Source organism: Turicimonas muris (assembly GCF_002221595.1).
GTDB classification, from domain to species: Bacteria; Pseudomonadota; Gammaproteobacteria; order Burkholderiales; family Burkholderiaceae_F; genus Turicimonas; species Turicimonas muris.
On the sequence record NZ_NHMP01000001.1, the window covers coordinates 481347 to 506057 of the forward strand.

At 40.4% G+C, this 24711-nt stretch carries 25 protein-coding genes; 12 read left to right on the forward strand and 13 right to left on the reverse strand.

The window, feature by feature from the left end:
• The first annotated feature begins 69 nt into the window (after window positions 1-69).
• Together ADH67_RS02260 and ADH67_RS13230 are read left to right on the forward strand one after the other, a co-directional pair.
• Complete coding sequence (locus tag ADH67_RS02260; RefSeq protein ID WP_066591225.1) at window positions 70-1914, forward strand: DUF3732 domain-containing protein; 1845 nt, start codon at window positions 70-72, stop codon at window positions 1912-1914.
• 80 nt (window positions 1915-1994) lie between these two features.
• The gene (locus tag ADH67_RS13230; protein WP_157108089.1) at window positions 1995-2168 is read left to right on the forward strand and encodes a hypothetical protein; all 174 of its coding nucleotides are present in this window, start codon (window positions 1995-1997) and stop codon (window positions 2166-2168) included.
• Here the strand turns inward: ADH67_RS13230 and ADH67_RS02265 are convergent.
• The 4 genes from ADH67_RS02265 to ADH67_RS02280 form a co-directional block, all read right to left on the reverse strand.
• Complete coding sequence (locus ADH67_RS02265; protein WP_066591227.1) at window positions 2137-4158, reverse strand: IS66 family transposase; 2022 nt, start codon at window positions 4156-4158, stop codon at window positions 2137-2139. The genes ADH67_RS13230 and ADH67_RS02265 overlap by 32 nt on opposite strands.
• A 176-nt stretch (window positions 4159-4334) precedes the next feature.
• A complete protein-coding gene (gene tnpB, locus ADH67_RS02270; protein WP_066591229.1) occupies window positions 4335-4691 on the reverse strand; it encodes an IS66 family insertion sequence element accessory protein TnpB in 357 nt (118 codons plus the stop codon).
• Window positions 4688-4978, reverse strand: a complete 291-nt coding sequence (locus ADH67_RS02275; protein WP_066591231.1) for a hypothetical protein — start codon at window positions 4976-4978, stop codon at window positions 4688-4690. The genes tnpB (ADH67_RS02270) and ADH67_RS02275 overlap by 4 nt, the downstream gene beginning before the upstream one ends.
• A 76-nt stretch (window positions 4979-5054) precedes the next feature.
• Complete coding sequence (locus ADH67_RS02280) at window positions 5055-5309, reverse strand: hypothetical protein (protein ID WP_143597705.1); 255 nt, start codon at window positions 5307-5309, stop codon at window positions 5055-5057.
• Window positions 5310-5345: 36 nt separating this feature from the next.
• Here ADH67_RS02280 and tnpB (ADH67_RS02285) point away from each other — a divergent pair, with 36 nt between their 5' ends.
• The 4 genes from tnpB (ADH67_RS02285) to ADH67_RS02295 all read left to right on the forward strand — a co-directional run bounded on the left by tnpB (ADH67_RS02285) (window position 5346) and on the right by ADH67_RS02295 (window position 8125).
• Complete coding sequence (gene tnpB / locus ADH67_RS02285) at window positions 5346-5738, forward strand: IS66 family insertion sequence element accessory protein TnpB (protein WP_066591235.1); 393 nt, start codon at window positions 5346-5348, stop codon at window positions 5736-5738.
• Window positions 5739-5892: 154 nt separating this feature from the next.
• Complete coding sequence (locus tag ADH67_RS02290) at window positions 5893-6225, forward strand: hypothetical protein (protein WP_066591239.1); 333 nt, start codon at window positions 5893-5895, stop codon at window positions 6223-6225.
• A gap of 32 nt (window positions 6226-6257) precedes the next feature.
• Window positions 6258-6458, forward strand: a complete 201-nt coding sequence (locus ADH67_RS13175) for a hypothetical protein (RefSeq protein WP_066591240.1) — start codon at window positions 6258-6260, stop codon at window positions 6456-6458.
• Window positions 6389-8125, forward strand: coding sequence for an IS66 family transposase (locus ADH67_RS02295; RefSeq protein WP_084081414.1), 1737 nt, complete (start codon window positions 6389-6391; stop codon window positions 8123-8125). Before ADH67_RS13175 ends, ADH67_RS02295 begins: the two co-directional genes overlap by 70 nt.
• Before the next feature lie 420 nt (window positions 8126-8545).
• Here the strand turns inward: ADH67_RS02295 and ADH67_RS02300 are convergent, their stop codons facing one another.
• Window positions 8546-8827 (reverse strand): DUF1902 domain-containing protein, encoded by a 282-nt coding sequence (locus ADH67_RS02300; protein ID WP_066591243.1) that lies wholly within the window; start codon window positions 8825-8827, stop codon window positions 8546-8548.
• Window positions 8828-9209: 382 nt separating this feature from the next.
• The gene (gene tnpB, locus ADH67_RS13730; RefSeq protein ID WP_084081415.1) at window positions 9210-9419 is read right to left on the reverse strand and encodes an IS66 family insertion sequence element accessory protein TnpB; all 210 of its coding nucleotides are present in this window, start codon (window positions 9417-9419) and stop codon (window positions 9210-9212) included.
• Between the two features lie 724 nt (window positions 9420-10143).
• On the opposite strand from tnpB (ADH67_RS13730), the gene ADH67_RS02310 reads away from it, so the two are divergent.
• The 4 genes from ADH67_RS02310 to ADH67_RS02325 all read left to right on the forward strand — a co-directional run bounded on the left by ADH67_RS02310 (window position 10144) and on the right by ADH67_RS02325 (window position 13361).
• A complete protein-coding gene (locus ADH67_RS02310) occupies window positions 10144-11178 on the forward strand; it encodes a RelA/SpoT domain-containing protein (protein WP_066591245.1) in 1035 nt (344 codons plus the stop codon).
• A gap of 494 nt (window positions 11179-11672) precedes the next feature.
• The gene (locus ADH67_RS02315) at window positions 11673-11903 is read left to right on the forward strand and encodes a hypothetical protein (RefSeq protein ID WP_143597707.1); all 231 of its coding nucleotides are present in this window, start codon (window positions 11673-11675) and stop codon (window positions 11901-11903) included.
• A 333-nt stretch (window positions 11904-12236) separates the two neighbouring features.
• Window positions 12237-12449, forward strand: coding sequence for a hypothetical protein (locus tag ADH67_RS02320; RefSeq protein ID WP_066591249.1), 213 nt, complete (start codon window positions 12237-12239; stop codon window positions 12447-12449).
• A 3-nt stretch (window positions 12450-12452) separates the two neighbouring features.
• Window positions 12453-13361 (forward strand): SDH family Clp fold serine proteinase, encoded by a 909-nt coding sequence (locus ADH67_RS02325; protein WP_066591251.1) that lies wholly within the window; start codon window positions 12453-12455, stop codon window positions 13359-13361.
• A 353-nt stretch (window positions 13362-13714) separates the two neighbouring features.
• Here the strand turns inward: ADH67_RS02325 and ADH67_RS02330 are convergent, their stop codons facing one another.
• From ADH67_RS02330 to ADH67_RS02350, 5 genes are read right to left on the reverse strand one after another with little or no spacing between them, the layout of a single operon-like run.
• On the reverse strand, window positions 13715-14818 hold the full coding sequence (locus ADH67_RS02330; RefSeq protein ID WP_066591253.1) for a hypothetical protein: 1104 nt from the start codon (window positions 14816-14818) through the stop codon (window positions 13715-13717).
• A 14-nt stretch (window positions 14819-14832) separates the two neighbouring features.
• Window positions 14833-15858, reverse strand: a complete 1026-nt coding sequence (locus ADH67_RS02335) for an SDH family Clp fold serine proteinase (RefSeq protein ID WP_066591257.1) — start codon at window positions 15856-15858, stop codon at window positions 14833-14835.
• Window positions 15855-16559, reverse strand: a complete 705-nt coding sequence (locus tag ADH67_RS02340) for a hypothetical protein (protein WP_066591259.1) — start codon at window positions 16557-16559, stop codon at window positions 15855-15857. The genes ADH67_RS02335 and ADH67_RS02340 overlap by 4 nt, the downstream gene beginning before the upstream one ends.
• Window positions 16560-16572: 13 nt before the next feature.
• Window positions 16573-17154, reverse strand: coding sequence for an RloB family protein (locus tag ADH67_RS02345; protein WP_066591261.1), 582 nt, complete (start codon window positions 17152-17154; stop codon window positions 16573-16575).
• A gap of 2 nt (window positions 17155-17156) precedes the next feature.
• On the reverse strand, window positions 17157-18566 hold the full coding sequence (locus ADH67_RS02350) for an AAA family ATPase (RefSeq protein WP_066591263.1): 1410 nt from the start codon (window positions 18564-18566) through the stop codon (window positions 17157-17159).
• Window positions 18567-19103: 537 nt separating this feature from the next.
• Between ADH67_RS02350 and ADH67_RS02355 the strand changes: the two genes are divergently transcribed.
• A complete protein-coding gene (locus tag ADH67_RS02355; RefSeq protein WP_066591264.1) occupies window positions 19104-19982 on the forward strand; it encodes an HNH endonuclease in 879 nt (292 codons plus the stop codon).
• A gap of 440 nt (window positions 19983-20422) precedes the next feature.
• On the opposite strand, the gene ADH67_RS02360 is transcribed toward ADH67_RS02355, so the two are convergent.
• Window positions 20423-21850 carry an aspartate ammonia-lyase gene (locus ADH67_RS02360; RefSeq protein ID WP_066591265.1) on the reverse strand — a complete coding sequence of 476 codons (1428 nt, stop codon included), beginning with the start codon at window positions 21848-21850 and terminating at the stop codon, window positions 20423-20425.
• A 14-nt stretch (window positions 21851-21864) separates the two neighbouring features.
• Window positions 21865-23193 (reverse strand): anaerobic C4-dicarboxylate transporter family protein, encoded by a 1329-nt coding sequence (locus ADH67_RS02365; protein WP_236578453.1) that lies wholly within the window; start codon window positions 23191-23193, stop codon window positions 21865-21867.
• 89 nt (window positions 23194-23282) lie between these two features.
• Between ADH67_RS02365 and ADH67_RS02370 the strand changes: the two genes are divergently transcribed.
• The gene (locus tag ADH67_RS02370; RefSeq protein ID WP_066591266.1) at window positions 23283-24122 is read left to right on the forward strand and encodes a MurR/RpiR family transcriptional regulator; all 840 of its coding nucleotides are present in this window, start codon (window positions 23283-23285) and stop codon (window positions 24120-24122) included.
• Window positions 24123-24711 lie beyond the last annotated feature (589 nt).

The window sequence follows — 24711 nt, forward strand, 5'->3', positions numbered from 1 at the left end:
GTCGGAGTAATAAAAGAAAACGCTCAACTTTATTTTGTTGTTTTTCAGTTCGAAGATTTTTGTCTCTTATTGGGTAGGTATCCCGACCAATCAAAAGCTTTTCTTCAAAGAACTGATAAAGAAACAGATGATCTTAGAGTTGAAGATTTCCCTCTTGAGTTATTCACTCCTCTAAAAGTCTTTAAGCAAAATTTGGCAAAAAATTTTGGATTAAAAGTCAAAGATGTTGAAGAGAACCTAGAAGCCTTAAATTTTAGAAAGAGAAAAAACCCACCGTCTGTGAGATTATTTCTACCATATATGATTCAAAATCAAACTCTGGTGGCGTCAAAAGATTCTCTTTTTTATGGTTTTCAAGATTCAATTAAAAAGGACCTGACGATTGAACAATTCAGTATCGTATCTGGGTTTGTGGACCAAGAATATTTTTATAAACTGCAGGAAATTAATAAATTAAAAAAAGAACAAAAGCTTTTGATTGGCAAAAAAAAGTATCTCGAAGAAAGAGCTGTTGCAAAAAGGTCACTTTTGGAATCTCTCTCGCGACAATATGAATTGTTGACGGGGCAAACGGTTGAATTGAACAATTCTACAGAGTTTCTAAGTACAGCAGAGGAGATTGTTTCTAGAAAAGAGCCATTATTAACTTCAATCGAAGATGAGGCTCAGAGATCGATCAAAGAATTAAATGATATAGACAGGAAAATAAATTTAGAAAATGCTGAAATCAGGGATAGACAACAAAAAATAAATGATATAGAAAAAACCAAATTAATCCCGAAAAAAATAGAGGAGAACTTTGCACCCGCTAAAGTTTCAGGTCAAGATTATCCAGTATATAAGAGTAAGTGTCCATTTTGTTCGAATGTTACAGACGGGGTTCTCCGCCAGGCTAACAAATTGGCAGAGGCTATTGCTTATCTGAATCAAGAGCTAAGTTCAATCCCAGCATTAGAAGATTCTTTTGACAAAGAGCTTCATGAATTAAAAGAAGAATTAATAGAACATCGTAAAAAACTAAAGATTCTCCAATCTGAGAAGCAAAAAATTTTAGCGGTTTCCGATAATTTAAGAAAAAATTATTCTTTAAACGATCAAGCTTACCGCCTTCTTTTTAAACTCCAAATTGTTTCAGAAGAGCTTGAAAATAATGGTGAAGATTTTAAGAAATCCCTGAAGGAGTTGACCAATCAAATAAAAAAACTAGAAGAGGAGTTAATTTCGAATTACCCTTTGGAGAAGGAGATGGAAAAGGCCTCAGAATACATTAGTGATCAAATTAATGAAATTGCCAATAAGTTGGATTTTGAAGAATCATATAAACCATTAAATTTTAAGTTTGATCTCAAAAAATTCGAGCTTTTAACTAAGGTTCAAGATGAAAGGGTGCAAGTCAGGCAAATGGGAAGTGGCGCAAATTGGTTGTATTGTCACTTGAGTTTGTTCATGGCTTTTACTAGATTTTTTTCTTATCATATAAAGTCAGCGCTTATACCTCCCATTTTATTTTTAGATCAACCAAGCCAGGTCTACTTTCCTTCTTCTGACGAGAAATCCAATTTTGAGGGGATTCAAGAAGAAGAAAACCCTAATACAAAAGTTCAAGATTCTGAGGTGAAGGAGAACAGGAGAAAAGACGATCTGGAAGAAGTAAAAAATTTTTTTAATCAGATAGTAATATTTAATAAGAATACTTTGAAATTTACTGGCTATGAACCCCAAATAATTATTACCGAGCATGCAGATCACCTAGAACTCAATGCGTGCAATTTCGAATCATTGGTTCGAGCTCGATGGAGAGAACCGGGGCTCGGGTTAGTCGACCTTCGTGCGAATGAAGACGTAGTCCTAAATCCTACGGGAGATGGTAATGTAGAGTCAAAAAATATTCCAGAGAATCCTTCTGAGAAGTAAGGTACGCGTCTTTTCACGTAGTATCTAAATAACGGTCGCACTAGCGAAATGAAGTCTCCAGATAATCAACGGAGACTTTTATGTCAGATGTGCTTAAACTCATGATTCTTGAAGCCAGCCGCCGTTGCAAAAAGCCGTCTCAAATACAAAAATTCGTATTTAAAAATTACGGCTACAACGTAAGCTTCCCATGGCTCGATAAGAGCTGTGGATTTTCCGGCATTAGCTCTCTGCTTGCAATTGTTTGTAGGTAGACGGAAGCCATGGCTTGAGGTCGTAATCTTCCAGTCCGTGCTTGAAGTCCAAGGAACCTATCTTCTTGGTTTTATCGTGTCCGTCTTTTAACGCTTCCGTCCAAGCCTTATCGAGGACGTGACCATAGACGCTCCGACAGTACTTTTTCAAATATTCCACTGGGGCTATGCCGTTGAGTTCGAACGTCTTAAAGATAGAGTAGATGTCGCACATATCCACCGCATACTCAACCGATTGTTTATACCAAATGTTTTTCCTCAGAACTGTCACCGGCCTCAAGCGGCTTTCTACCAGATTAGAGTCAGCCGGTACTTTGAAGTCATCGATAAAGACCTTAAATTCATTGCGCAAATTCATATAGTAAGCGCATGCCGCTGAGTACAACCCGCCTCCGACTCCTTTCTTATATAAACCCGATTGAGTTTTTATACAGATTTTGTCGGCTTGATAGGACATTATTTTGTCTACCGCCGTTAATAAAGAGTCCTGGCGCCTGCGGTATTCCTCCTGCTTCCTCTGCGAGACTTCCTTCGATATTGCCTCTTGCAGGTTATACAGCTTTGATAGTGCCTCAACACAGATAAGCACGCAGCTGCCCGGCTCAGCCTGTTGGACTCTTGTCTTCATCTGCTTGAGCTTTTCTTTTTCACCGAGCGCTGATTGATGAAGTTCTTTTAAAAGACTGCTGCTTAACAGAGCACTGAGAAGTTTGCGCCGGTAGTGGATTAAACAGCTTTGATGCTTTCTTTCCCCGCCTAGTGCCTGAAGAACTGTTTCATAGGCGCTATAGCCATCGGTTACTAAAGTATTGAACTGGAAGTCTGATGTGATTTGTGAGCCAATTGCTTGAGCGCTTCGGCTTGGTAAATACTTAAGGATAAATATTTGTTCAGGCGCTGAAGCTGCTGTTGTCAGAGCCAGAAGATAATTCTGTTTGCGCAGCTTAGACTCATTCATGCACTCCTTGGCACACTTTCCTCTTCCCTGAGCTTCAAGCACCGGAAATACAGTTTCATCTGCGATTAGTACATCGGCTTTCTTTAAAGAGGATTCATAAAGCAGAGCAAGAGGATGCAGGTAAAAGCGGGCTAAATCATGCAAGTTGTACGAGACGGTGTCATGGCCCAAGAAAAGCTTTTGCTGCAGCTCCTTAATCTGTCTGTGCAGCGGTATTCCGCTGTAAAGTCCCATAGCTAGCTCAACTAGCATCGATGTACCGACTGTGCGTGCGCAGTTAACCGGATGCTCTGCATCGACCGGGAGCCTGACATGTGCTTGTCCGCATTTGGGACATACATAAACATCTTGCCGCTGAGAGAGCGCCTCAAGATTGTCCAGTTTCGGCAGTGCCTTTCTTCTTATTGTTTCTACAAAGCTAGAGAGCTTTATCATCTCTTCCGTGCAGCCTTTACAGTGAGGAACTTTGTCGGAAGCAGGAACAACGGTGCGCTCCCTTACCTTTGGATTTACCTTTTGGCGCCCAAGGCTCGGTTTCTTTTCTAAAGCGGCAATCGAAGCAGCAGGCTCATTGACGATGCTTTTAAATTCTCCGGCTAACGGAGTGTTTTCCGGCAACGATTTAACGACTTGATCGACGATGCGTGTGGCCTCTATGAGTTCTTTGCTGCCGTTAACCCACGAGCCTTTGTTTTCTTTGAGTTCTTTATCAACCTCAGCCCTGCCAATTTTTTCCGATCCTTTTCCCAGTAAAGCTTGAAATTGACTCGAACTATTTTCAGCCAAGACTCTGAGCGATTCAAGCATATGGCTGATCTGCTGTTCAATGGCTAGCTCCATCCATTTATCTTCGGCAATCAGATAGTTGTCGGCTAATAAGGCTACTTCTTTACAGTTGTGAAATGCGTTGATGACAATTGTGGAGAGCCCGCGAAATCGTGCCTGTATTTCTTTTTTTTCTTTTTCCGTTTTAAGCACAAGCTCAATGAGTTCTTCTTGTGACAAATTTTTGAGCTGCTTCTTGTTGAACACTTTGCTCTCCGGTTGGGAATGCCGAACACTGTTCATTATGAAGCAACTGAAAGCAGATTAAAATCGGCCTTAGCAGTCCCCTCCAAAGCTCTCAAATACCATGGCTAAAAGTCTTGGTGATCAAGGTTTATAGGATGGATTTTTTTAACGCTGGTTATCAAACAAAGTGTTACAACTTATTGTTCCTTAAAGTAGTTTTTGCGGGCTCCTTCAATGCGTTTTCCATTTAAAAAGGATACGAGCTGTTCAGCTGTTAGGCTTCTTTTAGCCGGGCTGTCAAGAAAACTCATTAGCTGTTGGAAACTCCCGTGATGCAGCCGTCTGGTTATCAAAGTCATTCCCGACTGATCAGCTGCGATAATCTTGGCCAGCGCCCGTGTACGAGATAAAAACACAACACAATGATGGCCCGAGCAGATGTCTATATTAAGAGTGCTTCTAGCAAAGGCTTCTAGTCTAAAGTAACCGGCTCGTAGATCAGTGGCAGTGGTGACGACCGTAATCTTGCAGCCTTTAAAGTTCAGAAAACTCATGGCTCCACTCCGAGAAGCATCTTTATCAAACCTCTGACTTCAAGACTAGGATCCGCCGTTTCATAGCTGACAGTAACCTCCGATCTTACAGAAACGGTAATTTGCTTCGAGGCTGGACTTAATTCTGCCGGCTTTTCCACTGCGGCCGGCTCGATTTCAAATATCTCAACTTCGTCTTCTTGCATATCTTGCTCGGCTGCCTCAAGTTCGTTGTGAACAACTGTTGGGCTCGGATTGGCTTCCACTGTAACGGAAGGAAAGGAAAGAACGTAGTCGGCTTGGCTCATGTAAAACTCCTCTCGGTTGTTCAATAAGCCAATTTTTCACCTTCGCTAGAAAATATTCATCACAGTCATGGGAACCTTACGCTACAACGTCAGCCGGGAACACATTGCCTCTACCCTGCTGGAAAGCACTGGCCTTAGGAAAGCAAAAACCAATCGCTTTGTTCACTACTTTCTTCCCCGTGTTCATCCATGCCCGGATATAGTTAATGTCTTCGAGCTTGATCTCTGCGATGATGATTTTTTTTGGGGGTATCTGTACTGAAACCGGTTCCATCACGGTTTCCGTAGGAGGAACTACGGTAGAGCTCCAGTCAGAACACTTAGCTGACAAGATAGTTTATTTGCTTCAAGAAGCTGGGGTTCAATTATGAGAATTAATTTTCAAGACTATCGGGTCACTCTTATTGTGACTGCGACGGATTTGCGCTGCGGCTGTTCCCGGCTCTGTGCTATTGCACAGGAAAAACTTAACATCAATGTCTATCGGGGAGAGGACATTGTGGTGTTTATCTCCAAGAGTTCTGCTATTTGCAAATTGGTGTGCGCAGATGCCAAAGGAACTTCGATGCTGACCAGGACTCTGCACGCCGGAAGATTTGAAAAGATGCTGGTAAAAAGAGATGAAGATGGGAAAATTAATTTAACGCTAAAGGAATTAGAGTCATTTTTAAATGGCGAGAAAATATTTGAAAAAAGATCTAATTTCTATCCGAGAAAACAAAACATAAAACATTCATCTCTTAGTTTTAGTGGCCGTTAAGACCATTTTTATGGCTTTAAAAACATTGATTCTCAAGGATTAAATATGATAGTTAAAATAATAAAATTATTAAATTATTATAAAAAAACAATATAAAAATACTTTCCTGGGATATAATAAAACACATGATAAAACTTAAATTAAGAGAAGAAAGATGCCTGAAAATTACCTCGACAAAGACGAAGAGATACGGTTTCTCAGGGCATTACTGGAAGAAGAAAAACTTAAAAGAAAATCTGCTGAAAGCAAAATAAAAGAAGAACAAAATAAACGATTAAAAGCCGAAGATAATTTTCAAACTGAAAAAAATAAAAGAACTGCAGCTGAGGGAAATTTATCGGCAGAAAAAGCCAAAAGACAGGAGGCGGAGGAAAAACTAGTTAATACCGAAAAAGCGTTTGTGGCTGTATTTAAGTTGGTTCCTAAAGCGTTAGAAAACGCTGAGGTGCTCCAAAAGGAAATTTCTGCCGTTACTTCTCTAACTTAGACGGTGCAGCCAACGAAGCTTATGAGGCATTCTTGAATTTTATGGCTGAGGTCCAGCGTCTTATCGGCACTAAAGCTAAACTGCAAGGCATGCTCTTTGTTGAAGGTAATGAAAAAATTGATCCCGATAAAGCCCAAGAAGCTGCCGATGATCTTAACAATTTATGCCGAGGAACAAACCTGGAAACAAAGAGCTTCGGCGCCTATATACAGCCTTTGACAGACTTGGGCTGAAAGGCTCTCTTGACAAAGACGAGCTTCTGAAGTCTCTGGCCGATGTTACGAAGAAAATCAAACGTTACGAAAGTAATTCTGAAGCCAAGAAACCGACTCACCGAGGCAAAGTCAATAACAAATCTGAACTGTCGAAACGACGCGTAGCCCCAATTCATGGGCCAGTTGCTTCTGAATGTCCTCAATGCCATGGCACCAACCTAGTCAGTCTGGGAGACAAAAGCGAAGAGATAAAGACGGCAATGTATCTGTGTATAGATAAAGCTGTTCAGACCGTAGTGAAAAAACATGGCCATCAGATAGACTTCTGTCCCCAGTGCGGAAAGTTTGTTGCTCACTTCCATGAAGGAGACGACCAGCCAATTTATCCGGGCAGAGAAATCAGTACCAACACTGTCATCGATTTAACTCAAATGATGGTATTAGGCTTACCAATTGACAGAGCAGCAAAGAACTTCGAGAGGTTGGCAAAGCTGGGCTCCAACACCGTCAGCTACAGTGTTCATCAGTACACGCAGACTTATCTAAAGCAGCTTTACAACGCGCTTATGAGCACCTTGAAGAAGCAGTCCATGATTTACAGCGACGAGACCACGTGGAACTGTCTTCAAGATCAAGGCAGAGGAAAGATGGCCAAGGCAGCTAAGAGCTCCGAAGGCCGCTCCAAAAACTTTATCCTCTCGCTGGGCACTGCCGGAGCCTGCCAGCATAAGGTCAACCTTTACCACTACCTCAAGACCCGCTCTGCTGAAAATATCTCCTCGGTTATTCGCTCTGATTTTGAATTCGACGTTCTGATAACGGACGCTTATTCTGCTTACCAAACTGTGATGAAGCAGCATCCGAATGCAAAACTGCAGAACTGTCTGGTTCACTTCAGAAGAATCTTGCTCGAAGCGGTCAGACTCGATAAGTTCGTAAAGGAAAGCGCAGAACTCAGTGAAGAAGCCATTGAAGAGCGAATCCTCTCAGCCCTCAAGTCACTAAACCCGGCAACCCAGCTAACTACTTCTCTTTACGCTCTGTCAAAAATCTTCACTTGTGAGCATCTCAAAAAACAGAAGGCACCAGGGTCGACAGACTACTTTGAACTTCACCAACTTCAGAATCAACTCTTTGACATTATCGATGCTGAAATAAAGAACGCAGCTAAAGACCGGTTGATTGAAAAGGGCGCCAAACAAACCAGTCCAATAGGAGACCTCATCGCAAAGGCACGCGTCTACTATCTCAACAACAAAGAATTTCTCAGGACCTTCTTATTGGACCCGGTAATCCCGATAGATACAAATCCGGTAGAAAGGCTCATCCGTGCAATCGCCAGTTATCGCAAGACTTGCCCATATAAGCACTCTGCGGAGTACACTCAATCGATGTGCATCATCATGAGTGTATATGCCACGCTCTCGGCCAATGGAATTGAAGACCCAGCCAACTGGCTTAGGATTTACAGCACCAAGTTATACAAGCACATGCTGGAGAATGCACTGTACCTGGCTAGCAAAGCCAATAATCCTGACGACAAAACCGAATTATTAAAGAAGAGGATTAGAAAAGAGAACAAAGTCGGTTCCTCGGCAGATAAGAGCTGTGCACTAACCGAAGAAAATCTTGTAGCCGGCTTCGACTTTGAAAGGTATGCTACCTCAATCTTCTCTGTAATCTAACCACAATCTGAATTTTATAGGGGATCCTTATCAGCCTCTATGGGCTGATAAGACGCGTACGAAACAAGACAATTTACCTACCAAAACGTCTTGAAGTACTTCAGTATCTCCAAGATCTTTTATCCATATTTCTTTCCCATAATTTCTCTGGGGAAAGTATTATGACAACCTATGGAACCTCCTAGATTTATCACCTGAGAGGTCCGGAATTCAGGATGAATGAGTTGAAGATATACCTTACAGGCGATCGTCAATTTTTAAAGTTTTCAATATTTTGTTTGCCAAGTATCGGGAAGTTATGCCGCGATATACAGTTTCTTGAATACCGTTGCAGGACCAGATTTCATGATCGCCTTTCGCTTGCCGGACGAAAAACTCCGTTTCCTTTGATTGTGGCAATGTGGAACTTGTAAATGCCTCTCATTGAAGAGTAACCAAGTCAAAACTTGGAATAACGGTATTAGTCTCTTTCTTTTTGAAAGCTTCCTCGAGAGCTTCAGCAAAGAGACCGGCTAGTTTTTCTTTTAGTTGCTCGGGTGTTTCTGCTTCCGTGGCAATCCCCAAAAAGGGAAGGAAATCCTCACAAGTAGCTTCATAGACCTGTGCTTCCTTGTCGTACATGACTTCCACTTTGGGTTTGAGCAAACAGCCGGCTCGGGTAGCTAACTTCCACCCTGGGCTGCCCACTCTATATACAAACATTTAAATTCCCTCGATGAGTTAGAGACTTAAAATCCATGATTGGAATTCTAGTGGAATTTTATTAAAGTTAGTCTAAATAAGTGAAATGCAAAAAAAGTTACTGTCCCACAATGAACGAAAGCAAATCAAAGCGCCTTGGCCTCTAATCCTATTGTTTTTAAAATGATAATTTTATTATTTTAATTATCGTATTTAAGCCGTGAGTATCAAGGTTTTTTAAGCTATGAAAAATGGCCTCAACGGCTACTAAAACTAAGAGATGAATGTTTTATGTTTTATTTTCTCGGATAGAAATTAGATCTGTTTTCAAATATTTTCTCGTCATTTAAAAATGACACTAACTCCTTTAGCCTCAAATTAATTTTCCCATCTTCATCTCTTCTTATAACATCTTTTCAAATCTTCCAGCGAGCAGAGTCCTGGTCAGCATCGAAGTTCCTTTGGCATCTGCGCACACCAATTTGCAAATAGCAGAACTCTTAGAGATGAACAACACAATGTCCCCTCCCCGATAGATATTAATGTTAAGTTTTTCCTGTGCAATAGCACAGAACCGGGAACAGCCGCAACGCAATTCCGTCGGAGTTACAATAAGGGTGCTCCGATAGTCTTAAAATTAATTCTCATAATTGAAAACCAGCTTCTTGAAGTAATCTTGTCGGCCAAGTGTTCTGACTGGAGCTCTACCATAGTTCCTCCTACGGAAACCGTAACGGAACAGGTTTCGGTGCAGATGCTCTTCAAATCATCATCGCAAGGATCAAGCTCCAGGACCTTAACTGTATCTGGGCATGGATGAACGTAGGGAAGAAATTAGTTAACAAAGCGATTGGTTTTTGCTTTCTTAAGGCCCGAGCTTTCTAGCAGGGTACAGGCAATGTGTTCACGGCTGACGTTGCAGCCGTAATTCTTAAATGCGAATTTTTGTATTTTGGACGGCTTTTTGCAATGGCGGCTGACTCCAAGAATCATGGGTTTAAAAGTCCTCGTTGATTTTCTGGAGACTTCATTTTGCTAGTGGACCGTTATTTAGATACTACGTGAAAAGACGCATACCTTTCTCGACAATTTTCATCCCTCTTTGATTATTAAGTTGTTGCGCCCTGGAAAGACAGGGAAACTCAAAATCAACTAAACCCGACTAAATCAAACTAAAATAGTCACAAGGAAAAATCATGTAAGAAATTCTTAAGAATCTTTTGCTATATGTGAATGCCGCCAGAACTTGGTTGGTTAACTTATCTGTTGTTCCTTAGCCATTGGCTTGTTATTTAAACAAGTTTAAATAGAGGAATAGAAGGAGACTGGAGAAAGCGATGGACGTCGGTAGCTATATAGTGCCTTCGCGGAACTCTGTACGAAAAGCTGGAAAAGCCTTGGTTCAGAGCTCCGATTACAAAGACAAAGAGGAAGCACTTAAAATTTTAAGTAATTGGAGAGCTGTTCATGCAGTTCCAATAAACACTCTACAATCCTTTTTGAGAACTAAACTGAAGAGCTTAAAATTCTCCTCACCTATCGTCGCTCAAAGACTAAAAAGGACTCCTTCAATAATTAGCAAACTCACAAGATTTCCTTCAATGGACCTTGACAGAATGCAAGATATTGGAGGGATCAGAGTAATAGTAAATACTATCCAAGATGTCAACAAACTCTACAATGAACTTAATAGTAGTAATTTTAAACATCAATTAGTATTGCCCCCAAATGATTATATTAAGAGTCCCAAACCGGATGGTTATAGAAGTCTTCATCAAGTTGTTAAATATAAAAATTTGAAACAGCCAAAGTTTGATGATCTTCGTATTGAGATTCAAATCAGAACAAAGCTACAACACTCTTGGGCCACTGCTGTTGAAACTCTTGGAATGTTAGAAAAATGTTCCCTAAAAAGCGGCGAAGGCGATGAAAAAGTAAAGACTTTTTTTAAGATAGCCAGCGCTCTATTTTCTATGCAAGAAAATAGTCCAATAGTAGAAGAGTTAGAAAACTTCAGCAAAGAAAAACTAGTTGAAAAGTTTAAAGCTCTTGAAAAAGAACTTTCGATTTTAAGAAAACTTGAAGGTATAGCTGTTTCGGCTAAACATATACAAACAGTAAATCCAAAGTTTTCTGGATATCATGTTATTCAGCTCTTTGCTGATGTTGGCAAAGTTCGTCTTATCGCATTTGATGACTTGTCTGACGCAGAAAGTTTTTACTCAATCAAGGAACAAGAAACAAAAGACAATCAAAATATTGATGTGGTTTTAATGTCGGCAGGTGCACTAAAAGATATAAAAAGAGCATATCCAAATTACTTTTTAGATACCAAAGACTTCTTGAAAAACATTAAGAATATTACAAGTTGAAAACATCTCTATGATTTTGCTAGCTTGCTTCGTCAGCTTTTTTATGGTACGCCCTGCAGGGTACTTTTTTATAGGGAACAAATCTCGAATCTGTCCGGTGAGGGGAAGGGTTAGAGATTCGGCAAAGGTTTAACCGCGACGTTAAGTCTGAAGGAACCTGGTAGCAGAATGCATGTTCAACGAGCAGGAAGCGGATATGTGGCGGTCTAAGCGTTTTTTGGGAAGGGGTGGTATATCCAACGCCCAATACTCATACAGGACCCTAAGACGTATATCCGCTGGACAGGCGGAAAAGAGACCGGAAGTTAAATTAGAAGTCAGCCTAGGTCATAGTAGAGGTAACTCGAGGGATCGAACATTAACGATGTAAGTAGAGGTGACTAATTTCATGACTATCGCAGGAACTCATGCCAGCGCTCTCAGAGAGCCTGCTTCAATATATGGCGAGCAGACCAGCGAGGTGCGGTAGACAGCCGAAGCAAGAGGTTTTGGTTATGGCGAAATCACAATGGACGAAAGTAGAACCTAAAGGAACTCCCCTAAACGAGATTGTAAGTTTAGTTCTCGAAGAAACGGCCCAGGAAGTGATAAGAAATAAGGGTGCGGCCGGCGTTGACGACATTACTTTTGAGAACTTGCGGCTATTTCAGGAGTGTGTCGGAACTAAAAAACTGAACGTTTTTTCAAGTTCGGCTAAAATATTCTTCATCACAGAACGGCTCTAGTTTTTAGCTTTTTTCTCATAACTCCGACAACCTTTTCTACCTACACCAACATTTCATTTCATCGCCGACACTTCTAGCTTCCGGAGGACTAAATTATTTCTTTACACCGGCATTGCTTTTCATATCTCCGACTCCTTAGTTCAGTCTAAGACATTTAGAGACTTATCATTTTGGGGCACCTTATGCTTGACTTTCGGAAATGTGAAATCTCGATGGAAGACTTGCCGTAAATGAGATAGGGAGTTGTGATGTTTGCTACTTACGGGAAGATGTATATTTACTAATTTTGATTGTCTAGGTTAAAATCGTCCCCATCTAACTTAGGAGAGAATTATGCGGGAGACTCCTGAAAACCATTTTTTTAAATATGATAGTGCTTTTGATGAAAAGGTGAATGGCTTTTTTGAGAAAAACTCGATCACAACTAAAAAGACAGATCGGTCTGGACAATTCCCTAGTGGCATTATTGATTCATTTAAACCTTGCATGCAAAAAAAACAAGAATTTACTTTTAGAGCGGAAACTTCTTTGACAAATAAGGGATAGGGTATGGCAAGCTGGTCGGAAGTTTTGAAAGAAGTAAATGGTGAGAGTGAGTCGAGATTAGATTTTTTAAGGAAGAAGTATCTAAAGGCTATCGCTTCTCATACAAAAAGGAATGTTATTTCTTTTTATTCTGGATGGTTACAGGTGCCAGAGCTTTCCCCGTATTTTGTCTCTATTAATGATAGTGACAAAACAGGACTCATGAACTGTTGTAAGGGGGTTGATAAGGCTAAAGGCTTAGATCTTATCCTCCACACTCCTGGAGGAGATTTGGCTGCGACCGAATCTATCATTGACTACCTTCATTCATTTTATAATGGCGACATTAGGGCCTTTGTTCCACAAATTGCTATGTCTGGGGGGACCCTTATTGCTACGGCTTGCAAAGAAATATGGATGGGTAGACAATCGTCTATTGGTCCGGTAGATCCTCAGTTCGGTCCATTAGCTGCTATTGGCTTGTTAGACGAATTTGAGATGATATATAAGGAAATAAAACAGGATCCTGCTAAGATCTCTATCTGGAAGCCAATTTTAGAGAAATTAGGGCCTACAGATATTATTAGATGCAAACGAGCTGTGGAATGGTCACAAGAAATTTTAGAGACAAACCTCAAGAGAGGTATGCTTAAAAATTCAGATTCCCAGGAGCAAAAAACAAAGATAAAAAAAATATCTGATTTGTTAGGACAACAAAAGAATTCAAAAGCGCACGCTCGTCACATCAATGCAGATAGGGCAGCATCTTGTGGGCTTACAATAAAACTCCTGGAAGATGACAACACTCTCCAAGATAAGGTACTTTCGTTTCACCATCTCATGTGTATAACCTTTGATTCATTAAAAGCGGCAAAAATAATTGCAAATGACTCAGGGGCGGTTTATTACTTGAGATCACGCCCGGCTAAATAGAAAGGGTTATTCTCAGCATTCTGTCATTCTTTAGAAGTTGATAATGAGGGTACCTCGCTCCAAAAACTCTATCCTCTCGCTTGGCACTGCTAGAGCGAGACCAAGAGGGTTAGCCTTTACGATCACAGGTTGTCATAATACTTTCCCGAGAGAAATTAAAAGACAAAAGATCTTTGTACGCGTCTTATCACCCTCTATGGGCGGATAAGACGTGTACATGGTTTCCGAAAGATTTACTGCCTATTTATCGTTGCTAGGATACTTTTGACTGGCTTCCGAAGAAGCCTGGGAAAAATTCAAGTGGCGATTTGTTTGGAAAAAATGACAACACCGGCAGGAGTTCCACGATAAAGTTAAGGAGTTGAACCATTTGTCTTCATTTTTCTTGTAATTGACCTCAGAATCTTGTCTGTCAATTCTTTTTGTAAAGTTCTTTTGTCCTCCGGCAAAGTGTCAGCTAAAGACCAAGCTTCCGTTACTTGAAAAAAGACCGGCGGTGCGTTTTTTGTTTGAGAATCCGGAAGTGCTAAAAGTTCAGATAAAAAACTAGAGAACAATGTGACAAGAGCATCGAATTCGATACTGTAATGCCAAAACTCTTGCCGAGAATAGTCTATATAGGGGCAATCTTTGGGAGGAATTCTCCAAAGTTCATAATGTTTTCGATTGTTGAGCTTAGAAAGCGAAATGCCCGGCTGAATAAGAGTCTCAGGAGGAAGACGCCATTCCCCTCTCTCATGTTTAAAACAATTGTCTAGATCCCTGATAAGATTTAAAAAATTTAAGTATCTTCCAATAGGAGGAAGAAATTCAAAGGAAGAGTCTTTTTTCGAGTCTATCACCGTCCCGAAATCTTCAATTTCGTACTGGTTAAGTTTGAGTTCAATTTCAAGGTAAGGAACAAGAAGAATTAAAAGAATTCTTCGCATAGTGGCAATGATTTTTCTGGCCAGAGCTTGGTGGTGGATCAGATGAAAGGGAGAGGTGAAAGAGTTTGGGTCATTCTCCTTTTTCGGGAGCCGGTCGTGAGATAGATAAAAAAGTTGAAGATCTAAATTCAAACTTTTAAGCTCCAGCAACGCCATCATCCCTGTTCCAATTTGACTCGGGTCCTTCTCGGTTTTTTCTCTTACTGCTAGTATTAATGGACAAACTGCGCTTATCCAAGGCTCCTCATTTTTAACATAATCTGGCAATACCAGCGGTCTCGAATGGAACCTTGAAGTTGGGTGAAACATGCACACCACTTGATAACTTGGAGTAACTCTGCGCCTAGGGACTATTGTCCATTGCTTGGTACTTTCATCAAAAAAAGGCCAATCTCCAATTTCTCTCGAAGGAGGGTAAGGCATAGAAGTCGTTCCTAACTCAGCTTCTTCACTTCTCAAGCAATTGATTAAAAGGGCCCCGTCGCTTTTTCTGTAATGATGTTGATTAAGAGTAAGAGGTTGGGTCATTTTCTGTTTCTTTCCTATGGTTTGACGGAATAATCAAATGGCATGGAGAGCTGAATGGAAATTGCTGGAAGTGAAACTTTTTCCCGGTCTCCGCAGTAGGTGGATATGACATCACGTCTAATGGATTTGAGCCCTCCATCTGCAGAAAAAGTAAGAAGAGGGAGAAGACTAAAATTTAAGAAGCAAGAATTGCCTTTTTTATAGAAATCCAGAAGCTGTTGGCCCCGAACAGGAAGAGAGTAGTCGGCTAGGAGGTCAATAATTCTCTTTAGCTTGTTAGAGTCTATTTCGGAGAGCTCTGTAACTTTCATCCCGCTTTCTTTGATATCGCTTATTGTCAATAAACTGTTATGGGGTAAGTCATTTTCTAAGAAGAGAGTGAGAAGATTTTCTATCGTCTTTTCAGACAACTTTTTTTTCTTAAGTCTTTCTAAGAGTGCACTTTTTATTTGATTTCTTGCTCTTAGAGCTTGGGCCATGACTATAGGGTCAGTGTTTTTATAGAGGGAGAGTAGAGAAGCGGCCTTCTCCTCATACGAACAATTTTGAGAAAGAATAGCAATAATGTCCGAAACAGACACTGTTGGTGTTTTTGGGTTTGTAAAGTTATTAACTCTGGGATCAAATGGGCTAAAGACAGAATCCTTAGAGCCAATTAACTCGTCACCCATTAAAGCCAACAAGGATGCAGCACTGAGAGCTTTGCCGGGAACAATAATAGAAAAGCGCTCACAGTTTTCTTTAATCAACTTGACAATATTCAAAACTGTTGGAAAGTTTCCTCCCTTGCTAGAAAGAAGGATGCCTAATTGGGAAATCTTTTCTTCATTAGAAAGACCTTTTCCTTCTTTGATTTTTTTGAGTTGTTCCGCAATAAAATATTCCGCTGGATAGCTTATTTCTCCGGACAGTTCATCAGAAGAAGGGGAGAAAAGGGCGATGATCGGCATTCCGAGGCTTTCTTCCGTTTCTTCAATTTCCTTTCTCACTTCTATGAGAAGAGGATCGATGATGTTCTGAGGATTTTTTTCTTCCTTCATAATTGATTGCTCTTTTTCTCTAATTTTCTAAGCTCGCTGCTTTGTTCCTTAGTGATGAGATTTATCGAAAGTCCGACTTTTTTGAGATCTGTGAAATAAGCGCAAGAATCAAAACTTCCTAATTCTTTTAAAAAGTAGTCAGGCAACTGCTCACAAGCCTTGTATGTGGGGTTTGTAATTAAAAGCAATTCTTGTCTTAAGAAAGCAAGGTGTTTCTTCGCCTTTTCCCTTGATTCCAAAGAAAATGCTTGAATTTGCAAATGTTCAATAAACTCTTTTACTGCTTGGGAACTATTTTCGAAAATCTTGTTGACGAATTTCACCCAAGGCTGAAACTCATAGGGGTTCAAGTGCCACGGTTGTCCGTTGTGGACCACTAAAGGAAATCCATGCATATAAAAAGTAGGATCGATAGCAGCTAAAGACCCGTAGGGTGAGATGTAGACTTGTTCGGCGCCAAGGGCTAACACGGTTGCTAGACTTCCTGCTTTAGAACGAATCCATAAGTTATAACTAATGTGAAGCGATTTCAAATATTTAATGGTTTGGATAGCGCTCGCAATATCGAAAGAAAAGCTATCGATAACGAGCTCTATTCTTCGAATATCCGTTCTTTTGGTTGTCTTTTTAACTTCTGTTAAAAGTCCCGATTTTCTTTGGCTAAAAAAGGTCATCTCTTCTTTAAGAAAAAGATAACTCAAGAGACCATTTCCATCATTTGCGGGGGTTGAGAATTCGTTCAAGCAGGGCATAACAGTTGGTACCTTTCTCGGGAAGCTCATTTAAGAATTCTGGGACATTATCTTTTTTAGCTTCCGAGATAGCGTGGTGTATAGAGTCAATATTTAAGATTTCCTTCGGGATGATTGGTTTTTTATAGTTAGGAAAAAGTTTATTCATTTTATCCATGCATTCCGTTGAAGTTTGAATCCTTGCTCCGACTCCTTTATGCAGTACGAGCCAATATTCAAACTGAGGAGCACTGAATATCAGAAGGCACCTGTCCTTTTCCTGAAATTCAAGTAAAGGTTTCAGTTGTTTCTCATTCCAGTTATCTTTATCGCAGACAATTGCTACAAGACTGCCGTGAGGAAACTTCTTAAGCCGATCTGTAGCTTTTCCGAGCAGTGAAATCGGATCACTTTTGTTGTTGCTGCATTCAACTTCGATATGCCAATTTGAACATAACCCTTTAATAGCGCAGAAGTAAGCCCGCTCTGTCTTTCCCTCACATACGATCGAGATGATAGGCTTTAAGGTTCTCCCGGGTCGCTTTCTTCTTCTTTGGCTTAGCATCGTTATAACTCAGAGAGAAAAAATTTAATCGGAGTCTGACAAGGAGTTTGCTCTACTTCTCTGAGATTTGTGAAGGAAATCAAAGAGCAAGAAATGGTCTTCGGAAACACAGGCTCTAAAAAATTTTCATTATGCTCAGCACGTGAGGCCAAGAGTCTAGGCAGTCCTCCCATTATCCCTTGCAGGTAACTTTTTTGAATATCTTTGTCTACTCGCAAGTCTTTAAAGTCTGTAATAGCATAGAGTTCCGATGACCCGTCCTCAGCTCTTTCGCAAATCCATAGTTCGTCTCTTCTAAAGAGTCCTTGATCGATTAATTGGACATCGTGGGTGGTAAAAATTAGTTGCTTCCGAGAGTCTTCATTGCATTCCTCCGTGTATCTAGCAATAAGATGACTCGTGAGCTTAGTATGTAAACTTCTGTCAAGTTCGTCTATGACATACGTTAAGGTCTCATTAGCAGAATTCAATTTATCAAATGCTGGTTTTAGATCAAAGAGCCTCAAAGAACCATCGGATTCATCCGTAAAAGAGAAAAGCTCCTCGTCTCCTTGAGTATTCTTGTGGACAGCCATGAGCTTCTCAACTTTTATCCCTCTGTTTTCATCCTCGCGACTAATTCTTAAGGCGCCCAACCTAGGATCTCTGACATTTAAAACAGAACCGGAAGGTAAGTCCGAACTGAGACGTCTAATGTCTTCCGGAAGTTCTTCAGAGAAAGGAGTGGCTTTTATCGAACAAATTCCTGTTCCAAGGTCTGAAAGATCATCCTCTGCATTCTTTTCAAATTTTGTTATGGAGATGGAGTCGGGGGTAATTATTCGTAGTGAGTCCCTAAACCAGTTATAAACAGGAAGAATTTTTTTTATCTTTGCCTCTCCTAGAAGACTTAAGGCAGTATAGTTTTTCTGCAAAAAAGGAGTTATGAATTTGATAGAGTCGGTAGAAACCTCTTTTTTTAAGAGTTTGCCGGGGGTTAATTCTGCACCTTCTCTTTGAAACAAAATCTTCTCAGAGCTTGTGTTTTTGAACGAAAGCCTCTCGTTTAATATCTTTTGCTTATTTAGCACTAAAGAATAACTGTAAACACTATCATTAAGCCATAAATCAACACCTAATTCAGTAGGTTGATTTTTGGTTTCAGGGTCAAGGCGGAATCCAAATGGTTCAGTCGACAAGAAGACTCTGTTTGGGTCGACAATGAGATTCTGAAGAAAAGAGAAGGCTTTGACGAAGTTCGATTTACCCGAAGCATTTGGTCCGAAGATGGCAGCGATGGGTAAAAGGTTTAATCTAAATTTTTTTAATTTAACAACTGTTTCAGAGTGATTCTTCTCTCTGCCAGCTTCCATTGTGAAAGAGACTTGGTTTTTGAAAGATTTCCAATTTTTAATAGAAATGGCAATTAACATCTTATGGCCTCATTGTCTTTTGAAATTATTATACCAGTTAAGAGAAAAAATCACTCGATACGTATAAAAATTATTATATTTAACTATTTTTTTATCTTAAGGGGAGAACTTTTAGTGTTAATATCCTTTGCGTCCAGGCTGTTAGAATTGTTGTATTCAAGATTTGTTCGATGCTTCACCAAATCTCATTCGTAGGGATTGTCCTTGTCAGAAGGGGAGGGTGCTATTGGCCGTGGTAGGCGAATCTTCTCTTACTTTGTTAATTCGCTTTCTTCCTGGAGTGCTCATCCAAACTTAATGCTTACTATGATTTTCGCGAGGAACAAGTTTTTTTCGACTTCTCAAAAACGGAAATGGGGGAGGGTAAGAAAAAAAAGACAATTTACCCGCCAAAACGTTTTGAAGTACTTCAGTATCTCCAAGATATTTTATCCATGTTTCTTTCCTATAATTTCTCTCGGGAAAGTATTATGACAACCTATGCCTCTCCCTCTGAATTATCTTCTATCCTTATATACCTTACTTAAGGAAATGAATATGGATATCATCAGATTAAATTGGAAAGAGGAAGAATATCCGAAAGAATTATTAGAGCGATTTCAAAAAGAGAAGCATGGGTACTGGAAAATAAATTGTAATCAAATCAAAAGGGGTCAGAATTTTCTTTTGTACAGCACCCAAAAAAACTATATTCAAGGAATTATTGGCTTTGGAAAGTTTGCACGCGACAAAATTCATATTCCTGATAAAGAAGAAATAAAAAAATATCGACTGGATTTAGTAACGGAAGATCTCAAAACGAAATTCGCGGAACTCAATTTAATTTACTTGAACCTTAATTCTCCGCTTGTAAGCGTGGAAGAAATTATCCAACGGTTTGAAAAATTAAATAATTTTGCACAACAAGGCTCTAAGGCAATCAATAAAAAGTACCAAGTTGAAGCCTGTCGACTTTATCAAGAGCTTGACGCTAGATACAATACTGAAGATATTACAAAAAAAATTTCTGAACTTGAAAAAAAACTTGAACTACTCCACTTAGATACAGAGACAATCCGAAAAACAACTCAAAGAATTGGTCAGAAGTGGTTAAGAGAAAAATTAATCTCTCTTCATAACGGTAAATGCCAAATAAGCGGTGAAAGCAACAGCGAACTTCTTGTTTGTTCTCACATTGTACCGTGGAGACTTGGCCCCGAGAATCGGCTAAATCTAAATAATGTGCTTTTACTTGCTTTTAATTATGACTTTCTTTTTGATAAGGGGTATATATCTTTTAATGATGACGGTACAATTATAACTTCCAGTAAAATAAAAGATAAGTTCGGAATACAGTCTGGACTTAAATTAAACGGACTACAAGAAGAAAGTAAAAATTTTCTCAAATACCATAGAGAAAAGATATTCAAAAAGTAAGCTCACTATCTAACGCGTCTTATCAGCCCATAGAGGCTGATAAGTGTACAAGAACAACTTAGTTTGTAACTAATAAACTACCCACTAACTTAAATTGTTCTTGGAGGCTCTCGCATTTTGATAATCTGTTTCATGAAATCGGTTCCATCTATGGCACATAAACTTATGCTGATGTAACGGATTAATTCTTTAAAACAGTTTCTTGATTTTCCATTGGTCCACACCCACTTTCCCCAGACGATTTCCGGATATCTTTTCTCACAAAGTTCTTTTATATGGCTTTTTACGTACTACGGGAAATGGTAGCGTATTCTATAAGCCAGGCTTTAGGACACCCTAGCAGGACAATTCATGAAGAGCAAAAAATCCTCCCAGCCCACAGGATAAGACATGAGAGGATTAAGCTTTACGCTAGTTTGAAAACAAGCTTAGAAGTTGTGTTAAATATCTCTCTGGCTCTTGAACTTTTGTATTAAATCATGCAGCAAATTGACGTCAGTAAGAAGAAGAGGATCAAATAATTTTTCGGCTTCTTCTTCCGTGAGTCTCCCGCTTTTAATAGCTGTTTCTTTTACCGTTTGATTTTTCTCAATTGACTCCAACGCAAGCTTCAAGGCCTGTTTGTAGCCATGAAGCATGCTGTATGACGTAACCAGAGCTGTAGACCTTTCCGCGTCATGTTTCGTTTTTTCTTCATTAACCTTAAGCCCGTTAATGCAATGGTGAATGAGGATGGGAATGCCTCGGCGCAAAAGATTAATGGAATCAAGAAGCGTCTTAAGAAGAATTTGATCAGCGATATTCAGTTCCAATTCGCCTTTTTCCACAGCCATTGTGATAGTAGTGTCGTTGCCGCAAATCTGTTGAGCAATCTGAACCATTAACTCAGGAACTGCCGGATTAACTTTTCCCGGCATGATGGAAGATCCCGCTTGGACTGTTGGTAGGATAAGTTCACCAAAGCCGGCAAAAGGACCGGAGCCCATGAGTTTAAGGTCGTAGCAGATTTTACTGAGAACAACTGCCAGACATTTCACAATGCCCGAGAGATACAAATAGGAATCGGCATTCTGCATACCGTCAAACAGATTGGCTTCCTGGCGGATAAGCGGATTCACATCTTGTTTTAGGATCTCGTACAGTTTTTCTGTGTAGCCTGGCATTGTGCCTACGCCTGTGCCTATGGCGGTGCCCCCAAGAGTAAGACTAAGCCAGTCTTCCAAGGCTTTTTCCAAGCGTACTCTCTGTCTTTCAATTCCTTTCTGATAACCTGAAAATTCTTGCTCAAAAGTCATAGGCAATGCGTCATTCAAGCAAGTGCGCCCGAGCTTAATCTTTCCCTTAAATTCCGCAGCCTTCTTTTCTAAAGCCTTTTCAAGTTCTTTGACGGCACTGATTAATCCCTTTGCTGCCTCATAGGATACGATCTTCATGGCGCTAGGCACGACGTCATTCGTAGATTGACACATGTTGACGTGTGTATTTGGGTGTACTTTGTCGTAGCCTTTATGACCTGTGAGAATCTCGTTAGCTCGGTTGGCAATAATTTCATTGACAACCATGTTGATGGCAATGGCTCCGCCCCCGTTGTACATATCCACAAATATTTGGTCATTGAACTTTCCCTGTTCCATTTCTTCAGCGGCTTGAACAATGGCGGCGGCTGCTTTGGCATCTAGAGCATGGATTTGCTCGTTAGCTTTTGCACAGGCCTTCTTTATTTTGGCCATTGTTTTGATGATCTCCGGATAGTGATTTAGTTTGACGGAGCTAACATCACCTACCGGTAGGGCTCTCATCGTATGAATACCATAATAGAGATCATCTGGGATTTCCATTGAACCAATTAAGTCTGAATCTTGTCTCATTTATTTTTCTCCGATTACATAACGATCTGGATCATGCCGAAGGCAATAATTAAAGAAGTCACCAATGTGATGAGGCCCGGACGCATAAAGCTGTGATTAAGGATGTAGTTGCCGATCTTGGTAGTTCCTGTGCGGTCAAAGGCAACACAAGCAATAGTTAATCCTCCGGTTGGAATAAAGAAGTAGCCGCTGGTTGCTGTCAGCATGGCTATAAGGTTGTTCGGAGAAATTCCAAGTGTTAAGCCAAGAGGCATAATGGCGCGAACTGTTGCACCGTGACTGAAGAAAATTGAAGAGAAGAAGAAAAGCACTGCCGCAAATAAGAAGGGGTACTGAGCAACGACTCCGGAAAGGGCATCAATAAACAACTGTCTGTTGGCAGTAAAGAATGTATCCATCATCCAGGCAATACCGAAAACTGAGACCACGCCCATCATGCCGGATTGGAATACCGAGTTCTTGATTACATTTGCCGGAGAAATTTTGCAGCATAAAACCATGATGCAGGAAGCCAAGAGCATGAGAATTTCAAGAATTTCCGGGATGCTGAGAGAGACTTTCTTGCCGTCAATCATCCAAGAAGGAGAAAGGTCTCTGAAGGAACCGAAAAGAACAATAGCAGCGATGAAGAAACAGAAAATGATGACGGATAATTTAGCGCTCTTCGTGATTTTTCTTTCGGTGAATTTTCCGGGTTCAATTTTTTGAATTTCGCCGTTGGCAACTTTCTTCTGATATTCAGGATCGTCTAAAAGTTCTTTTCCTTTGTTGTAAACAGACAATGCTCCGATAAAGCAGCCGATGATAGTGGCGGGTAAAGTTACGGAGAGGATAGTTCCTAACGTTATTCCGAATGGTGCCATTACAACAAGCATGGCCGCAACGGCTGCCGAAAGAGGGCTTGCGGTGATAGCTTGTTGATTGGCTACTAGAGCAATCGACATTGGTCTTTCAGGACGAATGCCTGCTTCTGTTGCAACTTCGGCGATAACAGGATACAGACAAAGACTGACATACCCGGTTCCGCAGAAGATAGTGCTGAGATAAGTAACAATAGGCGCTAGAAAGGTGATGTGTTTTGGGTGCTTTCTTAAAAGCTTCTCAGCTAAATTGACTAAAAGATCTAGTCCGCCTCCGGCTTGAAGTGTTGCGGCGGCAGTCACAACTGCGGTGATGATCAGCATGACATCAATCGGGGGCGCGGCAGGTTTCAGTCCAAACACAAAAGTTAAAACGAACAAGCCAGCGCCGCCGGCTATTCCTAATCCGGCTCCGCCAAGTTTTGCACCGATTACGATAGCAATTGCGACTACAATAACCTGCATGAAGAACATTTCTGACATGTCTCCTCCTTGAGATAATGGAAAATATTTTTCATAAATAAGTAACAACGAAAATTTTCCTCCATTGATTTGAATTTTGCAAGTGTTTTATGGTTTTGCTCGAAAATATCCGTGAAAATCTGAAGTCGTATTCCAGCCAGCAGAGGAAGCTTGCTTCGTACATTCTTGAGAATTACAAAGCCGTGGCTTTTATGACTACTACAGAGTTATCTTTGAAGAGCGGCGTTAGCAATACAACGATTAACCGTTTCTGTGTTTCATTAGGATTCAAGGGATACTCAGATTTTCAGAGTGTTTTTCAGGAAGTTTTACAGTCAGAGTTGACTGCTGTGGACCGAGTACAACAAACACCTGTCGAAGAAGACACCTTAGATTTAGTTTTTAATAAAGAGGCAGAACAGCTTGCTAAGGCCGTTAAGTCGATAGGTAAAAAAGACTATACGCAGGCGTTGGCTTTTCTTTTAAATGCAAGAAAGATTATTATCGTCGGGCAGCAAGCTAGCGAACCGGTCGCTTTGTACGGTGCTTATTCCCTAGGCAAGATTAGGCCGAATGTAGAGTATATGAGCTTGAGCTCTTTGGATGCGGTAGGGCGGCTCCAAACCTTAGGGGAAGATGATGTAACATTGTTTTTTGGAATGCCCCGATATCCGAAGCTCTCTTTAGATCTTTTGACGCTTTTGGAAAAACAGCAATGCAAAATCATTTTAGTAACCCATAGTGAATTTTCGCCGTTATTAAAACATGCCGGTGTTTCGTTGATAGTACCTATCACTTATCACAGGTTCACAGACGGTCTTTCGCCGCTGATCTGCCTGATTAATTCATTTGCTTTAGATATCTACAATGCTAATGAAGCCCGAGGTCAAAAAAGTCTGGCATTTTTTGAGGAAATGGCTGATTTGCTTTTTTCAGAAAAAAGTAAATAGCAGACCATCAGAGAACTAGCATTCTTCTTTTTAAATCAGTTGGTTGAGTTGAGTTCTCTTGGCAGATATAGATTCAATAAGTCCCATTTTTTTTACATATGTTTAATCGGACCGCAGAGGCTGATTAGACATTTTTGCGGTAAAGCTACGGCATTCTGTCTTGCAGGTCATTGGCTTACAATCGAAAGAATGACGTTTGGTAATGCTGCACATATAGCACGAAATTCCGATTCTAATTCGGCCAATGCTGACATTATTTCTGCCGCTGAAGTCAAAACCGGCGGTAAATAATCTTTTAACGGTTGGGATGTTTTCTGTTTGGAGGTATCTTCCCGGTAAATGACTTAGGCTTACCCTTAGCTTCTTCTGTAAATTCTTTTCGCTTTACCCTTAGTGATCATTTTGTTGCGATGGTCGCACATCTTCTCGATTGGACTTTTCTTCATGGTACTCGTCTGGTCCAGTGTGTTCTGAAAGAAATGGTGCTGAAGCCTTATTCTTTTCTACCTCTGGGTTCGGAGAATAGATAAAAGTTAGTTCATCCAACTTAGTTTGCTCTTCGGTGGCCAGTGTCTGCTCTCCCGCCATT